This window comes from Streptomyces sp. NPDC055025, assembly GCF_053608565.1.
On record NZ_JBSGVS010000114.1, the window covers coordinates 1 to 15,020 of the forward strand.

Consider the following 15,020-nt stretch of genomic DNA (forward strand, 5'->3'; position numbering starts at 1 on the left):
GCGACGGGCTCCGGGCCCGTCGCCCCCTCCTTCACACGCCTTCACTCGCCCGGCGCGGCGTTCGGACGCCGGGAGAAGACCGTTCAGACGCCGTAGGGGCGCATCGCGGGAACACCGGCGGCGGAGCCGCTGCTCCGGCCGTGCAGCACCAGCGCACGGGCGAGGAAGCCCAGCGCCGCCGTGCACACCAGGGTCCGGACGATATTGCTCGTCTCCCAGGTGCCCTTGAACTTGTCCACGATCGAGAAGTCCGTGATCTTGGCCGGGTCACCGGCCGCGGCCAGCTCGTTGTTGAGCGGGATGTTGACGCTGAACGTGATCATCAGGGCCACCAGATAGAGCGCGGCCGCGGCCCCGATCCACAACGCGGTTCCCCGCCGGCCCCGGCGGAACTCCAGGAACGCGGCGACGGCGGCGGCCAGCAGGGCCCCGATGAAGGCCATGCCGAACAGGCCGTTGCCGTCGATCAGCGCGTTGAAGTTCTGCATCGCGTCGACATACGTACGGTCGTCCGTCTTGGCCAGACCGGGCATGACGGAGATGTCGTACGCGAAGAAGAGACCCGCCATGAGCCCCATCATGATGGTGGCGATCATCAGCAGGGGCCCGACCGCCTTGCTCTGGGGCGCGGGCGCCGGGGCGGGGGCCTGCGGCGGGTAGGCGGCGTAGGGGTTGGGGGTACCGGGCGCGTTGTAGCTCATGGGATGTCCTTGTCTGGTGGTCGAAGCCGTCCGATGCGAGGTGATCCGGCGGCCGCCACGGTGTCGTCCTCGACGCCGCCGCCGACATGTGACACGGCGATGGGTCTGTCCGCTGATCTCAGAGTGTCCACGCGGCCTTTGGTCCGGTTCCCTGGGCAATTCTCATGATCTGCGTCATGAGACCAGTCAAGTCCAGTGCGGTGAGACGGTACATAGCCACGAAGCTCAGGTTCATATCTCTGCGTCCAAGCCGGAGTTGACCGGCCCGAAGATCATGGCAGGGCGGGTGGCGGCCCGCCAGACCCGCTGGAGCCATCCTCGACCGGGGCTCCAGCGGCCCGGGTCCGCAGTCCCGGGTCCTGTCCGGCCGGACAGGCCCTACGCGGCGGGTACCGCGACGGGTACGGGAGCGTTCCGCGCCCCCGTGCCGAGGCCCAGATTCTGGTGGATCTCCATCGTGGCCGTGGAGCGGTTCAGGGTGATGTAGTGCAGACCGGGGGCGCCTTCCGCGAGCAGCCGCTCGGCCATGGCCGTCGCGTACTCGACACCGATCCGGTGGCCCTCGCCGGGCTGGTCGCGGGCGGCTTCGAGCCGTGCGGCGAGATCGTCGGGGAAGCGGGCGTCGCTGAGTTCCGCGAACCGGCGGATCTGCCGTACATCGGTGGCCGGCATGATCTCCGGGATGATCGGCGTCGCGCATCCGGCGGCCCCGAGCCGGTCACGGAGCCGGAGATAGTCCTCCACATGGAAGAACATCTGGGTGATGGCGTAGTCGGCGCCCGCCCGGCACTTGGCCACGAAGTGGCGGATGTCGCTCTCCCAGTCGGCCGAGCGCGGATGGCGTTCGGGGAAGGCCGCCACTCCGACGGTGAAGTCGCCCAGCTCGCGGATGAGGGAGACCAGTTCGCTCGCCTGGGCGAAGCCCTCGGGATGGCGGGACCACTCGCCGCGCGGATCCCCCGGCGGGTCGCCGCGCAGGGCGAGTACGTCCCGGATGCCGGCGTCGGCGTACTGTCCGATGATGTGGCGCAGTTCGGCCACCGAGTGGCCGACGGCGGTGAGATGGGCGACCGGGCGCAGGGTGGTCTCGGCGGCGATACGCTTGGTGACCTCGATCGTACGGTCGCGGGAGGAGCCCCCCGCCCCGTAGGTCACCGAGACGAAGGAGGGCCCGAGCGCCTCGATCCGGCGGATCGCGTTCCAGAGCGTGCGCTCGCCCGCCTCGGTCTTCGGCGGGAAGAACTCGAAGGAGTACGAGCGCCCTCCGTCGGCCGGCAGGGGGCGGCCCGGCCTCGGGTGCTGCGGACGTTCCGGGTTCTGTGCCGCCATGGCGGGAGTCCTTCCTCGGTCGCTCGGTGTGTGGGTGGATACGGTCCGCACACACTAGCCGCGATGGGCCGCGCGCACCCGGGGAAGACCACGGACTGACCACGGGTACGGCAGTGCCCGGCAACAGGGCGTGCGGGGAAGGGAGTTCAGACGCGCGCCGCGCCGCCCCGGCCGAGCAGCAGACACTCCTCCAGGAACGCCAGTGCCCGCAGATGGTAGGTGCGGGCCGCGCGGCCGATGCTGATGTTGTGCCCGGCGGCGGGCAGCCGCTCCACCGTGACGGGGGACGCGGCCGTCAGCCGGCCGGTCATCGAGGCCAGCGAGGCGTCGTCCAGCTCCCACCACAGCTCGTGCTCGGCGAAGGTCAGCCGGAGCGGGTTGGTGATACGGCCGGCCAGCCTCGGGAACTGGACGGGCCACACCGCCGTCTGGATCTCCTCCCGCCTCGGTACCGGCCGCAGCAGGGAGCGGCTCGCGCGGAACGTACCGGGCGCGTAGAGGTTCAGGGGACCCCAGTTGAGCCGGGAGGCGCCACCGCCGAGGGTGTCGGGGAAGTGCCGGGCCTCGCGGGCGTAGCGCCAGCCGCAGCCGTTGATGTCGAGGCCGATCAGCGCGCTGCCCGCGTCCTGCGCCGCCATGTGCAGACTGACCTTGCCGCCGTCGGAGTGGCCGACCACGAAGAAACCGGCCCCGGTCCTGTGCTTCCTGGCGAAGTCGCCGAGCGCCGCGTGCAGGGTCGTCGCCTGCTCCCCGAGGGGCTGGCCCTCCGGGAGCTGCCGTAGGGAGGCGCCGTAGCCGGGGCGGTCGAGCGCCAGTACGGAGTAGCCCAGCCGCGCGCCGAGCGTGAGCAGCGAGTCGGCCGGGTCGGTCAGCCCGTTGAAGTAGTCGGCGCACATGCCCCGGCCGTGGATGGCGACGACCACGGCACGGGGTGCGGCGCCCTCGGGCTCGGCGAGCAGACCCGACACCTCCACGCCGTCGGCGTCGAGGATCACGGCGCGTACGGCCGTCGGCGCTCCGGTGCCCGCGGCCGGCTCCACGGGCACGACGGATACGGCGGGTTCTGCGGGGACGGCGGGTGCGGCCGGTTCCGTGGGGACGGCGGGTGCGGCGGGTGCGGCGGGTGCGGTCATGGCGGGCGGCTCTCCTGGGGGAGCGTGTGACAGGAGTGGTTCACGAACGGGGTGTGAGGGGCCGGGGCGGGAGCGGTCCGGGCGGCCGGGGGCGGGGCGTACGGTCCGGGGGGCGGGGCGTACGCCCCGGGGGCGGGCCCGTACCGGTCCGCCGACCTGGCGCGGTCAGCCCTTGCGGGCGGCCACGGTGTGGTTCCTGGCGCTGTCCAGTTCGTCGAGCCAGGCGCTCGCGTTCGCGGTGCGCAGCAGCGACGTACCGACCAGCAGCCCGCCGAAGCCCGCGTCGAGCAGTCTGGCGGCGGCGAGCGGGCTGTCGATGGCGCTGGCGCTGACCGGACACGGCGTACCGGCGGCCTGGAGCGCGGGCAGCAGGGCGAGGCTGCGGTCGAGATCGCCCCGGTCGCTCTCCTTGACCTTGATGTCCTTGTTGTTGACGGCGATCACACACTCGTCGGTGTGCGGCAGTCCGTCGAGTTCGGACTCCTCCGTCACCTCGACGAAGGGGGTGAGACCGGTGGTGAGCGCGGCGGTGATGAGGGTGCGCATACTGGACCTGGGCAGCAGCGCGGCCGTGAGCAGCACCGCCGAGGCGCCCAGCTCCACCGCGGTCTTGAGCTGGTCCCTGCGGGTGATGAAGTCCTTCTGGAGCAGCGGCAGATCGGTGAGCGCGGCGACATCGCGCAGCAGCGCGGGGGTCCCGCCGAACCAGCGTCCGGTCACCACCGAGATGCACGGGGCGCCCGCGGCCTCGTACGACTCGACGATCGCGACCGGGGTCCGTCCGCCGAGGAGGTCGTAGCCGTGCGCGTCACGCCGCTTGACCTCCATGACCAGGGGGCGGTCCGCGGCCAGCAGGGCTTCCAGGAAACGGGCAGTCATCGGGACTCCTCAAGGGACATGGCGGTCCGCCAGGCGCGGGCCAGGGCGGTGACGGCGGGCGCCGAGAAGCGTCCCTCGGCGTCACGGGCGCCGGTGTCCACATCGACACCGCGGAACCCGGGATGCGCGGCGACGCCGTCGTAGTCGGGGCGGTTGTGCGGGGTGATCCCGCCCGCGAGCAGGAAGGGGCGGGTGAGCCGGGGCAGCAGCGCCAGTACGTCCCGCTCCGACAGCCGGTGTCCTGTGCTGCCGATACGGCCGTCCTCGGTGGCCGTGTCGAGCAGGAAGAGGTCGGTGCCCGCCCGTTCGTACGCGCCGATCAGTGGGCGTTCGACACAGCTTCCGCCGCGCAGGTGGAGGACCTTGACGAGAACCGCGTCGGGCAGGGCGGCGCGCAGCGCCGCGACGACGGGGGGCGGTTGGTACGCGTGGAGTTGCAGCCAGCGCAGTCCGGTACGGCGCGCCAGGCCGGCAAGGGCTTGGGGATCACTGAGGAAGGTGACGAGGACCGGTTCGAGCCGGCCGGTGGCGTGGGCCGCCGTGACGAGTTCGGTGAGTCGCTCCTCGGGCAGTTCGGCATGGCCGCCCGGTACGCCGTGCCACACGCCGACGCAGTCCGCTCCCGCGGCCGCCAGCGTGGTGATGTCGTCGGGGGAGGTGGCCCCGCAGACTTTCAGAACCCGGCGGGTCTCGGGTGCGGCCGAGTGTCCCGCCGGGAGCCTGGAGCCGGGGTCCCGGGTCATTTGCCCAGGCCCAGCATCGAGGCGATGCGGTTGTACTGGATCTCCGTGGTGCCGGAGTAGATCGTGCCGGCCACGGCGTTGCGCACGTCCTTCTCCAGACCGTACTCGGTCATGTAGCCGTGTCCGCCGAAGATCTGCACGGCGATCAGACTCGTCGCCAGATTGCTCTCGCTCGTGACCAGTTTGGCGATGGCCAGATCCGTGGTGACGTTCTCGCCGGCCGCGAGCCGTTCACCGGTGTCGTACAGCCACTTCCTTGCCGTCTCCAGCCGGATCTTCGTATCGACGATCTTGTTGGCGACGGACTGGTACGAGCCGATCGTCTTGCCGAAGGAACGTCGGGTCTTCGCGTAGTCGAGGCAGCGGTCGAGCCGGTGCTGCATCTCCCCGACATTGACGATGAAGGAGAAGAGGATCTCCCGCTTCATGACGTGGTCGAGCACGATGAACCCTCCGCCGACCCGGCCGAGCACCTGGGTCCTGGGGATACGGCACTCGTCGAAGAACAGCTCGCTGAGCGGCGAGGTCCGCAGTCCCATCTTCTTGGTCGGCTTGCCGATCGTGAGTCCCGGGGTGTCCCGGTCCACGAGGAACGCGGTGACCCCGAGTGCTCCGCCGTCCGGATGCGTACGCGCGTAGACGACGAACACATCGGCGACGGGGCCGTTGCTGACGAAGATCTTGGAGCCGTTCAGGACGAACTGGTCGCCGTCCCGCACCGCCCGTGTGGTCATCGCCATGGCGTCCGAGCCGCCCTCCGCCTCGGTGATGGCGTGGGCGCCGATCAGTTCTCCGGAGCAGATCCGGGTGAGATACCGCTCCTTCTGCTCGTCCGTGCCGAACTTGTCCACCGGTACGCCGGTACTGGCCATGGTGGTGGTGACCGAGAAGCTCAGCCCCGAGTCACGGCAGTGCTCGCCCAGCCCTTCGAGGAGATACATGGTGGTGAGCAGGGACTGGCCGAGGCCTCCCCACCGCTCGTCGAAGGGCAGCGCGAGAATGCCGGTCTCCCGGATCAGTTTCCACTTGTCCCAGGAGAACGTGGCCTGTTCGTCCTGTTCTATGTGGCCGGCGCTGAGCGCCTCACCCCACCGGGCCAGACCTTCGCGCAGTTCGGCCTGGTCGGCGTTCCAGCGGATCACGGCGAGCCTTTCCGTTACGGATCAGTGGCGGGCGAGCGGTATGTGCGGAGTGTGCTTGATGTGCCTGGGTGTACGGGGTGTGCGCGGATCAGTAGGCGGAGGAGACGTGCTCGTCGAGCTGGTGCACCTCGTCGCCCTGGAGCGCCGGGGAGAAGACGCACACCAGACGCAGGTCCTCGTGCGGGCTGGCCACGAGGTAGTGGGCGTCGTTCTCGTTGAGCGAGTAGAGAACACCGGGCGTGATCGGGTGCGAGGTGCCGTCCAGCTCGATCACCTCACCGGAACCCTCGATGCAGTAGCAGGATTCGATGTGATTGCGGTACTCCAGACGGGACTTGGTGCCCGCGCGCACGGTAGTGTCGGTGATGCTGTAGTCGAGGCCGTCGGCGGCCACGATGAAGCGCCGGCTCAGGCCGTTGCCCCACTCGACCGTCTTCACGTTCTCCAGTTCGCGGATGAACATGTTCAGCTCCCTGTTCTCTCAGGTGTGATGGAACGGTTGGGCGATACGGACCTGACGAAGGTGCGGAAGCCGTCGATGACGTCGCCCCCTTGGTCGAGCGACTGCTCGATCCGGGCGACTCCTGCGGAGCCGATGATTACGGCATCGGCTCCGCAGGCTCCGACGTTCTCCACGTCCTGTCTGGTCCTGACCCCGAAGCCGATGGCTATCGGGGACGCTGTGTGCGCCCGGAGCGCGGTGACCGTGGCGGCCAGTGCGGCGTGGCCGGCGGCCGGGGCGGTGCCGCTGCGTCCGTAGTGGGCGACGAGATAGAGATACGCGCTCGCCTCGGCCGCGGCCTCGGCCATGGTCGCGGGCGGGCTCTGCTGGTAGCAGGTGGTGACCACGGGCAGTCCGGCCTCGCGGGCCGCCGTGTAGTGGGCGGTGCGCAGCCGGGGCGGCAGCGCGTGGACGAGCAGGCCGTCGGCGCCGGAGTCCGCGACGGTACGCAGGGTGCGCTCCGGGTCCCGGTGCTTGAGCGAGTGGCTCCAGTCGGCGAGCAGCGCGATCCGCAGCCGGCGCAGCCGGGGCCGTACCTCGGCGATGAAGGCGAGCACCTCGTCGAGGCCGACGCCCAGATCGAGCGCGCGGTTGGCCGAGCGGCGGATCACCGGTCCGTCGGTGACCGAGTCCGGGAAGGGCACGGCCAGTTCGAGACAGTCCACGCCCTCCTCGTCGAGCATGAGGACCAGATCGGCGAGGACATCGAGCGGCGGGTCCCCGGCGTTGAGGAAGAGCGCCAGTCCCGGTCCCTCGCCGGGCACGGTCCGCGGGAAGAACTCAGCCATGGCTCGCCGCCCCGGTCCTGGCGGCCGTACCGCGCGCCGCCGCCCTGATCCGCTCGGCGAGATCGCGGGCGGCTCCGCTCCGTACGGCGTCCTCCGCGACGGCGACGGCCTTGGTCCAGTCGGGGGTGTGGCCGCTCGCGACGGACAGTGCCGCGGCGTTGAGGCAGACCGTACGGGTGGCCACCTCACCGGCGGTGCCGGCGAGAACGGACAGGAAGTGGGCGGGCGCGTCGGCGGGGTCCGTGACCGGCAGCAGATCGTCGAAGCCGCCGCCGGCCGGCACCAGTTCGCCCGCCGGGAAGCGCAGCTCCCGGCCGTCGTTGGTGTAAATCGTGTTGTCGGCGAAGCCGAGGAGTTCGTCGGCGCCGCGGTCGTTGGTGGTCAGCCACAGGGTGCGGCCGCTGACGGTGGTGGCGAGGGCGCGCAGTCCGTCCAGCGGCGCGCTCGCCGAGACGCCGGTGATCTGCGCGGTGACGGGCAGATCCGCGAGGAAGGGCCCGAGGGCGTTCAGGAACCGGCCGAAGGGCTTCATGCTCGTCGGCGCGATGGTCCTGGCCAGCCGGGTGAGCTGGACCGGATAGACGAACGGGCCCGCGAAGGCGATCCCGAACCGGTCCAGTGTCTCGGCGGTCTGGTCGTACGAGGAGGTCAGCCGGACGCCGAGCCGTTCCAGCAGATCGACGGAGCCGAGCGAGCTGGAGTACGCGCGGGAGCCGGTCTTGACGACCCGCACCCCGGCCGCGGCGGCGACGAACGCCGACGCGGTGGAGATGTTGAAGGTCTTCGGTCCCCCGCCGGTGCCGACCACATTGACCGTGCCCGCCCAGCGGCCCGCCGGTTCGGCGGGCCGCCGTTCGGCGAGCGAGTCGAGCAGCCCGCGCAGTGTGCCGGGGCCGGGCAGCGCGGTCGTCAGGGAGACCAGCAGGGCGAGGGCCTGCGCTCTGTCGAGGCCGCCGTCGCCGAGCTGGTCCCAGAACGACCGCCAGGTCTCGCGCCCGACCGGCGCCCGCCGCTCCAGCAGGCCGATGAGTGCGTCATGCACCGCTAGCTACCTGCCACCTCGGTACGGCGCGCACCGGCGATGAACGCGTCGATCGCCGCGACACTGCGGAAATTGTTGGGGTCGAGGTCGGCGTCGCCGATCGCCACCTCGAAGCGGTCCTCCACCCACGCGATCAGCTTCAGCACACCGAGGCTGTCGATGACCCCGTCCGAGAGCAGGTCGTGGTCGTCAGCCAGCTCCTCGGCCGTGACATCCGGCAGGAACTCCTCGATGACGAACTGCTTGATGGTGCCGACGTGGCTCATGACGTCCTTCCTTTGGCTGTTGACAACTCGTGGAGACGGTCGAGCGCCTTGCGGTCGACCTTTCCTGTGGCGGTCTTCGGCAGCGGTTCCGCGACGATCTGGAGCTTCGAGGGGACCGCCGCCCTGGGCAGGCTCCTGGCACAGTGCTGACGGAGCGTCAGGGTGCTCAGACCGCTGCCGGGCGCCGCCTGGACGGCGGCGACGAGCCTGCGGCCCTCGATCGGGTCCGGCAGGGCGGCCACGCCCGCTTCGAGTACCGCGGGGTGGTCGAGCAGCACCCGTTCGACCTCCGCCGTGTTCACGGCGACACCGCGGACCTTGACCTGGTGGTCGCTGCGCCCGGTCAGATGGAGCCGGCCGTCGCCGTCGCGCCGTACCAGGTCGCCGGTGCGGAACCAGCGCCGGTCGTCGAGTCCCAGCGGATGGCCGGTGAACTTGTCGGCGTGGCGGGTCCGGTCGAGATAGCCGGCCGCCTGGAAGGGCGTGGACACGTACAGCTCGCCCGAGCCGGGGCCTTCGACCGTCTCGCCCCGCTCGTCGAGGATCAGTGCCTCGACCCCCGGCAGCGGGACGCCGATCGGCACCGGCGGGAAGGCCGTGGTGCTGGTGTCGACCTCGTGGATGAAGCTGTCGTTGGTCTCGGTGCAGCCGTAGATGTTGTGGATGCGCGCCTTGGGGAAGAGCTCGGGCAGCGCGGCGAAGGTGCGGTCGGGGATGACATCGCCGCTGAACATCACATGCTCGACCCCGGGCAGGGTCGCCCCGCGCCGCTGGGCCGCGTCGAGCAGCAGCCCGTAGAACATCGGCACCGCCTGGACGACCTGTACGTCATGGCGTTCGAGCAGGTCGAGCAGGTGCCCGCCGCGGGCGGCGAGTCCGGGGTCGACCAGGACGACCCGGCCGCCGTGCGCCAGCGTCGTCCAGACATCCAGCAGACAGAGATCGAAGTTGAGCGGCGCGTAGTTGAGCACCGTGCTGCCGGGGCCGATCGAGAAGGCGGGGCCGGCCCAGGCGACGAACCGGTTCACGGCTTCCCGGCCCAGCGGGACGATCTTGGGCAGGCTGGTGGAACCGGAGGTGGTCAGCATGAACGACACCTCGGCGGCCTCGCGCGGCGCCAGCGGCTGCGGGGTGACCTCGGGGTTGGGCACCACGTCCGCGTCCGTGCCGTCGGGGGTGATGACCTGGCGGCAGCCCGCCTGCGCGAAGAGATCGGCGAGCAGGGAGGGCGCGAGCGCGGGCGAGGGCAGCAGGAAGGGGCGCCGTGCCAGCAGACAGGCCAGCACCAGGGCGATGGCCGCGGGCGACTTGGTGGCCAGGACGCCCACGGGCTCGCCGGGGGCCAGACCGAGCTGGGCCAGCCGGTCCCGTTCGCGTCCCGCCCGCTCGTAGAGCCCGCGGTAGCTGACCTCCTCGCCGTTCCACAGCAGGGCGGTGGCATCGGGCCGCTCACGGACCTGCGAGAGGAATCCCCCCACCAGGCCGAATCCGTCAGTCGTCATCGCCGCCTCCGTCCCTGTCCGTGTCGTGGCTCTCCGGGTCCTGTGCGGGTGCTTGTGCCAGTTCGACCCAGCCGCTCTTGACGGCGGGGCCCGCCGGGGTACGGCAGGTGAAGCGCACCACCCGTCCCGCGGCGTCGGGCTGGAGGTCGAAGCGGAGCGGCTCACCGGGCGCGACGGGCGCGGAGAAGCGCCCGCCGATGCCGAGTACGCGCGCGGCGTCGCCGTCGGCGTACCGGTCGGTGATCTCCTCGACGGCCAGCGCCACCACGCTCATGCCATGGGCGATGACGGAGTCGAATCCGGCCGCGCGCGCCGCCTGCTCGTCGAGATGGATCGGGTTCTCGTCACCGGAGGCGTGGGCGTAGCGGCGGATCCACTCCACGGTCGGCTCATGGACGACGGTGGCGGGCTCACCGGCCCCGGCGGGCGCGGGTGCGGCGGCTCCGGCGGTGATGTCCCCGAAGGGTTCGAGCGCGGTGGCGCCGACCAGCAGGGCGCTGGTGATCAGCTCGGCGAACGGTGCCGTGTCCGCGGCGCCGTCCGGGCCGCCCGCGCCGTCCCCGGTGAGCCGGGAGCGCAGGGCGACCCGTGTCCCGCGCGCCTCGCGCCGGGCGCCGAGCACCTCCAGCCGTACGGTGACCCGCTCACCGGGGCGTACGAGCCGGTGGCCGCGGATGTCCTGGGAGAGATGGACGACCGAGACGGGTCCCGGCTCGTCGGCGGTCAGCGCGGCCACGGTCCGCTCGGCCACGGTGTGGGCGAGGACGAACGCGTGGACGGGCGAGGCCAGTTCGTCCTTGGCGACGGGCAGCTCGGCACGGACCGCGCCACGGTAGGCGGCGATCTCCTCGGCGGTGACGGTACGGGTCGCGACCGGGGCGGGGATGTCGGCGGCAGTGCCGCCGGAGGCGCCGGCGGGTGCGGAGGAGGTCGTCATACCGGCGCCACCACCAGGGTGGAGTTGTGGCCGCCGAAACCGAAGGAGTTGGACAGCGCGGGACCGGATGCGACGGCGCGCGGCGCGCCGTGGACCACGTCGATTTCCATGCCTGGCTCCAGCCGTTCGTGGTTGGCGGTGGGTGGGACCTCGCACTGGCGCATCGCCTGCACGGTGGCGATCAGTTCGACGGCGCCGGCGGCCCCGATGAGATGGCCGATGACGCTCTTGTTCGCGGTGACCGGCGGCCCGTCGGGGCCGAACACCTTGGCCAGCGCGGTCGCTTCGGCACGGTCGTTGAACGGGGTCGAGGTGCCGTGCGCGTTGATGTGCACGATGTCGGAGGGGGTCAGGCCCGCGTCGGCGATGGCTCCCGCCATGGCCCCGATCGCGGCGCCGCCGTCCGGCAGCGGCATCGAGAGATGGAAGGCGTCGGCGGTGGAGGCGTAGCCGGCGACGGTCGCGTAGGCGCGTGTGCCGCGCGCCTTCGCGTCGTCGAGTCGTTCCAGTACGACGAAGCCGGCGCCCTCGCCCATCACGAAGCCGTCCCGGTCGGCGTCGAACGGCCTGGACGCGCGCTCCGGTTCGTCGTTGCGCAGCGATACGGCGTTGAGGTTGCCGAACCCCGCGAGGGTGACCGGCGTCAGTGTCGACTCGCACCCCCCGGCCAGCACCACATCGGCCCGGTAGGTCTGGAGCAGCATCACCGCGTGGCCGATGGCGTCGGCCCCGCTGGCGCAGGTGGTGGCGATGGTCAGGGCGGGCCCCTGCCAGCCGAGCCGCATCGCGATCTGGGCCGCCGCCGCGTTGGGCATCGTCATCAGCGGCATCAGCGGATTGACCCGGTGCGGTCCCGACTCGGTGAAGTTCTTCGACTCCGCGTCGCTGGTGGCCCGGCCGCCGACGGCGTTGCCGACGACGATCGCGGTACGGTCCGGGTCGACGGCGGGGGCGCCCGCGTCCCGGTGGGCGGCGAGGGCCGCGGTCGTCCCGTACAGCGCGAACGGGTCCATCCTGCGGGCGTCCTTGGCGGACACCAGCCCGGTCTCGTCGAGTCCGCGGACCCGGCAGCCGATCCGTACCCGGTGCCGTTCCAGATCGAGATGGGTGAGGGTGGCGGCCGTGGACCGGCCCGCGCGCAGTGTGGTCCACAGATCGTCGGGGGTGCAGCCGGCCGGTGTGACGACGCCCATGCCGGTGATCGCGACAGGCGTCTTGAGCTGTGCGTGCCTCGGTGAGGTTGACATCGCGTATCCCGAATCCCGTGCGGACGGCGGACGGCGGACAGCGGCCGACTGGCGCCGGCGCGCGGGGTGCGTGTGATGGGTGGGCGGGCGCGAACGCGTGGCCGGCGGATCAGGCCTTGATCAGACCGCACTCGTGGGCGGCCTTGAGGAAGGCCTCCGCGGCGAAGTCGATGTCCGCCTTGGTGTGCCGGGCGGTGATGGCGATCCGCAGCCGTGCCAGGTCGTTGGGGACGGCGGGGGTGACCACGGGCAGTCCGATGACACCGGCCGCGCGGCAGGCGGTGGCGTAGTCGTAGGCCGCGTCGTCGGAGCCCGCGATGACGGGGACGACCGCCGTCTCGCTGTCGCCGGTGCGCATTCCGCCCTCGTTCAGCATCCGGCGGAACCGCGCGGACTCCGTCTGGATGTGGCTGACCCGCTCGGGCTCGCGCTCCAGGATGCGCAGCGACTCCAGAGCCGCGGCGGACTGGGCCGGGCCGAGGGCCGCGGAGAAGAGGAACGGGCGTGCCGCGTACTTGAGATGGCCGATCAGCTCGCTCGGACCCGCCACCCAGCCGCCCATCGAGGGGATGGCCTTGGACAGGGTGCCCAGCTTGATGTCGACCTTCGCCGTGTAGTCGAAGTGCTCCTCGATGCCCTTGCCGGTGGCGCCGATGACACCGAGCGCGTGGGCCTCGTCGACCATCAGCAGCGCGTCGTGCGCGTCACAGACGGCGCGCAGCTCGGGCAGGGGGGCGATGTCGCCGTCCATGGAGTAGACGCTGTCGACGATGACGAGCCTGATCCCGTCGGGGCTCGCGGCGGCCAGCCGCCGGTCGAGGTGGTCGACGTCGTTGTGCCGGAAGCGGGTGACGGTGGCGCCGCTGAGCCGGCAGCCGTCGACGATGCTCGCGTGGTCGTACTTGTCGATGAAGACGGTGTCACCGCCGCCGACCAGACCGCCGACCGTACCGACGTTGGCGGCGTAGCCGGAGCCGAAGACCATCGCCTCCTGGCGGCCGGCGAACCGGGCGACCTCCGCCTCCAGTTCCTCGTGCAGCGGGATCGAGCCCGCCAGCGCCCGCACCCCGTGGTTGCCGGTGCCGTACAGATCCACCGCGGCCTTGGCCGCCGCGACCACGCGCTCGTCGCCCGCCAGGCCCAGATAGCTGTAGCCCGACATCATCAGGAGGCGTTCGCCGTCGAGGTCGGCGTACGCGGAGTCGCGCTCGACCGTGTACGTCACGAAGCTGTTACGGCGGGCGGGCTCCCACTCGAGGGACTGCACACGACGACGCGTCGCGTCCAGTTTCGGCGCGAGACGTTCCCATCCTCCGGACGTGTTCACGTGCGTCTCCTCATCCACGTTTCGGACAATTACCGGAGTCCGCTCAACCTTGGACTCAAAGTGCGACGCAATTCAACGACAGCCGCGCAAGCCGCGCGCAACACGACCGTGAAATGCGGAAACCCGACAACGCAACAAGAACGCGACACGGCGCAACAAGCGGAATCCTGCTCTCCGACCAATTCCCGGGGAATGTTCTCCAGCCAGTGTTGACACGGGGAGAAGGCCGATTGGTATCGTCCAAATCTTGTGCAGGGGGCATGCACCTCTTGTCCCGATCTCCTTCACAAGAGGACCATCGTGACGGGCCCCCTGGCGAGATTCCGACCATGTCGCCGGCGGCAACCGCCGCCGGTGGAACCGGCAGACAGCCGACCGCACCGGGGAGTACAGCTTGCTCATCAGACTTGCTGGTCTCGTCACGATCGAACCCGAAGGGGTTCCTCCACAGCACCTGTCCAGCGCTCAGGCCCAAGTCGCGTTCGCCCGGCTCATTCTCGAACGGTCCGGCGGTACCAGCCGCGACCAACTGGCGGACACCGTCTGGCCCGACGGCCTGCCCGACACCTGGGCCTCGGCCCTGCGCAGTGTCGTCAGCCGGGTCCGTACCTTCGTCACGTTTCCCCGGCAGCAGCCCGGTGTCACCCCGCTCGTCGCCCAGGGAGGCCGCTATCTGCTGCGGCTGCCCGACGACGCGGCGGTGGACGTCGAGTGCGCCGAGTCGGCGCTGACCGAGGCGGCCGAGGCGTACGCGACGGGCTCCTACGCCGTCGCGCAGCAGCTCGCGTCCGCTGCTGTGTCGAATCTACGCGGGTCATTTCTTCCCGCCCACGAGGGCGAGTGGGTCAACAGCGTGCGGGAGCGGCTCGACGAGCTGCGTCTGTCCGCGCTGGAGACCGCGAGTCTGGCCTCGTCCGCGCTCGGCGACGAGCATCACGCGCTGCGGTACGCCGAGGAAGCCGTACGCCGCGCTCCATTCCGGGAGAGTGCCTACCGCTGCCGGATGGCCGCGCACCGTACGGCGGGCAACCGCGCCGAGGCACTGCGCACGTATCAGCAGCTCAGGGAGGTTCTGGCGGAGGAGCTGGGGATAGATCCGGCGCCTGAGAGCGAGGCGGCGTATCTGGAGTTGCTCCGTACACCGGAGCGGCGGCGGGCCCCGGAGCCCAAGGCCGTCACCCGGCTCGACCCGTTGCTGATGGGTATGTTCGAGGCGCCGTCGCCGAGACCGGCCGCGCCGCGGCCGTGCTCGCTGACGGCGGACGGCTGTCTCACTCATCCGGTACATCCGGTGCGTCCGGCGCGGTCCGCGCCGGCGCGGCGTGTGGCATAACCGACGGCGGGGGAACATACGCGGGCGGCCCGGGAGGTGGCGGGCCGCCGCGGGTTTCGCCCGCCGGCCGGGCGGGGCCCGGTGTGCTGCCCCCCGGGCGGGGCATGCCGGACCGCCGGCTGCCCCAAGGGCGGCACACCCGCCGGCCC

General features: G+C 71.3%; 15 protein-coding genes. 1 reads left to right on the forward strand and 14 read right to left on the reverse strand.

The window, feature by feature from the left end; translation table 11 throughout:
* Window positions 1-83: 83 nt before the first annotated feature.
* The 14 genes from ACWGDX_RS38015 to ACWGDX_RS38080 form a co-directional block, all read right to left on the reverse strand.
* A complete protein-coding gene (locus ACWGDX_RS38015; protein WP_453633205.1) occupies window positions 84-701 on the reverse strand; it encodes an anthrone oxygenase family protein in 618 nt (205 codons plus the stop codon).
* 378 nt (window positions 702-1,079) lie between these two features.
* Complete coding sequence (metF, locus tag ACWGDX_RS38020; protein WP_453633206.1) at window positions 1,080-2,030, reverse strand: methylenetetrahydrofolate reductase [NAD(P)H]; 951 nt, start codon at window positions 2,028-2,030, stop codon at window positions 1,080-1,082.
* Between the two features lie 146 nt (window positions 2,031-2,176).
* Window positions 2,177-3,163, reverse strand: coding sequence for an alpha/beta hydrolase (locus ACWGDX_RS38025; protein WP_453633208.1), 987 nt, complete (start codon window positions 3,161-3,163; stop codon window positions 2,177-2,179).
* Between the two features lie 165 nt (window positions 3,164-3,328).
* Window positions 3,329-4,042, reverse strand: a complete 714-nt coding sequence (locus ACWGDX_RS38030) for an indole-3-glycerol-phosphate synthase (protein WP_453633210.1) — start codon at window positions 4,040-4,042, stop codon at window positions 3,329-3,331.
* The gene (locus ACWGDX_RS38035) at window positions 4,039-4,785 is read right to left on the reverse strand and encodes a phosphoribosylanthranilate isomerase (protein WP_453633212.1); all 747 of its coding nucleotides are present in this window, start codon (window positions 4,783-4,785) and stop codon (window positions 4,039-4,041) included. The genes ACWGDX_RS38030 and ACWGDX_RS38035 overlap by 4 nt, the downstream gene beginning before the upstream one ends.
* Window positions 4,782-5,927, reverse strand: coding sequence for an acyl-CoA dehydrogenase family protein (locus tag ACWGDX_RS38040; protein WP_382853910.1), 1,146 nt, complete (start codon window positions 5,925-5,927; stop codon window positions 4,782-4,784). The genes ACWGDX_RS38035 and ACWGDX_RS38040 overlap by 4 nt, the downstream gene beginning before the upstream one ends.
* An 88-nt stretch (window positions 5,928-6,015) precedes the next feature.
* Window positions 6,016-6,390: an ectoine synthase gene (locus tag ACWGDX_RS38045; protein ID WP_363085393.1), complete on the reverse strand. Its 375-nt coding sequence runs from the start codon at window positions 6,388-6,390 to the stop codon at window positions 6,016-6,018.
* A gap of 2 nt (window positions 6,391-6,392) precedes the next feature.
* On the reverse strand, window positions 6,393-7,217 hold the full coding sequence (trpA, locus tag ACWGDX_RS38050; RefSeq protein ID WP_453633215.1) for a tryptophan synthase subunit alpha: 825 nt from the start codon (window positions 7,215-7,217) through the stop codon (window positions 6,393-6,395).
* Entirely contained in the window at window positions 7,210-8,259 is a 1,050-nt protein-coding gene (locus tag ACWGDX_RS38055; protein ID WP_453633217.1) for a hypothetical protein, read from the reverse strand. The genes trpA and ACWGDX_RS38055 overlap by 8 nt, the downstream gene beginning before the upstream one ends.
* A 2-nt stretch (window positions 8,260-8,261) precedes the next feature.
* Entirely contained in the window at window positions 8,262-8,525 is a 264-nt protein-coding gene (locus tag ACWGDX_RS38060; protein WP_453633219.1) for an acyl carrier protein, read from the reverse strand.
* Window positions 8,522-10,027, reverse strand: coding sequence for an AMP-binding protein (locus ACWGDX_RS38065; RefSeq protein ID WP_453633221.1), 1,506 nt, complete (start codon window positions 10,025-10,027; stop codon window positions 8,522-8,524). Before ACWGDX_RS38065 ends, ACWGDX_RS38060 begins: the two co-directional genes overlap by 4 nt.
* Entirely contained in the window at window positions 10,017-10,964 is a 948-nt protein-coding gene (locus ACWGDX_RS38070; RefSeq protein WP_453633223.1) for a MaoC/PaaZ C-terminal domain-containing protein, read from the reverse strand. The genes ACWGDX_RS38065 and ACWGDX_RS38070 overlap by 11 nt, the downstream gene beginning before the upstream one ends.
* Window positions 10,961-12,211 carry a beta-ketoacyl-[acyl-carrier-protein] synthase family protein gene (locus ACWGDX_RS38075; protein WP_453633225.1) on the reverse strand — a complete coding sequence of 417 codons (1,251 nt, stop codon included), beginning with the start codon at window positions 12,209-12,211 and terminating at the stop codon, window positions 10,961-10,963. The genes ACWGDX_RS38070 and ACWGDX_RS38075 overlap by 4 nt, the downstream gene beginning before the upstream one ends.
* A 109-nt stretch (window positions 12,212-12,320) precedes the next feature.
* The gene (locus ACWGDX_RS38080; protein WP_453633227.1) at window positions 12,321-13,538 is read right to left on the reverse strand and encodes an aminotransferase class I/II-fold pyridoxal phosphate-dependent enzyme; all 1,218 of its coding nucleotides are present in this window, start codon (window positions 13,536-13,538) and stop codon (window positions 12,321-12,323) included.
* Between the two features lie 394 nt (window positions 13,539-13,932).
* On the opposite strand from ACWGDX_RS38080, the gene ACWGDX_RS38085 reads away from it, so the two are divergent.
* Window positions 13,933-14,871 (forward strand): AfsR/SARP family transcriptional regulator, encoded by a 939-nt coding sequence (locus tag ACWGDX_RS38085; RefSeq protein ID WP_453633229.1) that lies wholly within the window; start codon window positions 13,933-13,935, stop codon window positions 14,869-14,871.
* Window positions 14,872-15,020: the final 149 nt, after the last annotated feature.

Bases quoted from the DNA above. Each gene is read 5' to 3' on its own strand.
- ACWGDX_RS38015 (WP_453633205.1), bottom strand. From the start codon at position 701: ATGAGCTACAACGCGCCCGGTACCCCCAACCCCTACGCCGCCTACCCG.
- metF (WP_453633206.1), bottom strand. From the start codon at position 2,030: ATGGCGGCACAGAACCCGGAACGTCCGCAGCACCCGAGGCCGGGCCGC.
- ACWGDX_RS38025 (WP_453633208.1), bottom strand. From the start codon at position 3,163: ATGACCGCACCCGCCGCACCCGCCGCACCCGCCGTCCCCACGGAACCG.
- ACWGDX_RS38030 (WP_453633210.1), bottom strand. From the start codon at position 4,042: ATGACTGCCCGTTTCCTGGAAGCCCTGCTGGCCGCGGACCGCCCCCTG.
- ACWGDX_RS38035 (WP_453633212.1), bottom strand. From the start codon at position 4,785: ATGACCCGGGACCCCGGCTCCAGGCTCCCGGCGGGACACTCGGCCGCA.
- ACWGDX_RS38045 (WP_363085393.1), bottom strand. From the start codon at position 6,390: ATGTTCATCCGCGAACTGGAGAACGTGAAGACGGTCGAGTGGGGCAAC.
- trpA (WP_453633215.1), bottom strand. From the start codon at position 7,217: ATGGCTGAGTTCTTCCCGCGGACCGTGCCCGGCGAGGGACCGGGACTG.
- ACWGDX_RS38060 (WP_453633219.1), bottom strand. From the start codon at position 8,525: ATGAGCCACGTCGGCACCATCAAGCAGTTCGTCATCGAGGAGTTCCTG.
- ACWGDX_RS38065 (WP_453633221.1), bottom strand. From the start codon at position 10,027: ATGACGACTGACGGATTCGGCCTGGTGGGGGGATTCCTCTCGCAGGTC.
- ACWGDX_RS38070 (WP_453633223.1), bottom strand. From the start codon at position 10,964: ATGACGACCTCCTCCGCACCCGCCGGCGCCTCCGGCGGCACTGCCGCC.
- ACWGDX_RS38075 (WP_453633225.1), bottom strand. From the start codon at position 12,211: ATGTCAACCTCACCGAGGCACGCACAGCTCAAGACGCCTGTCGCGATC.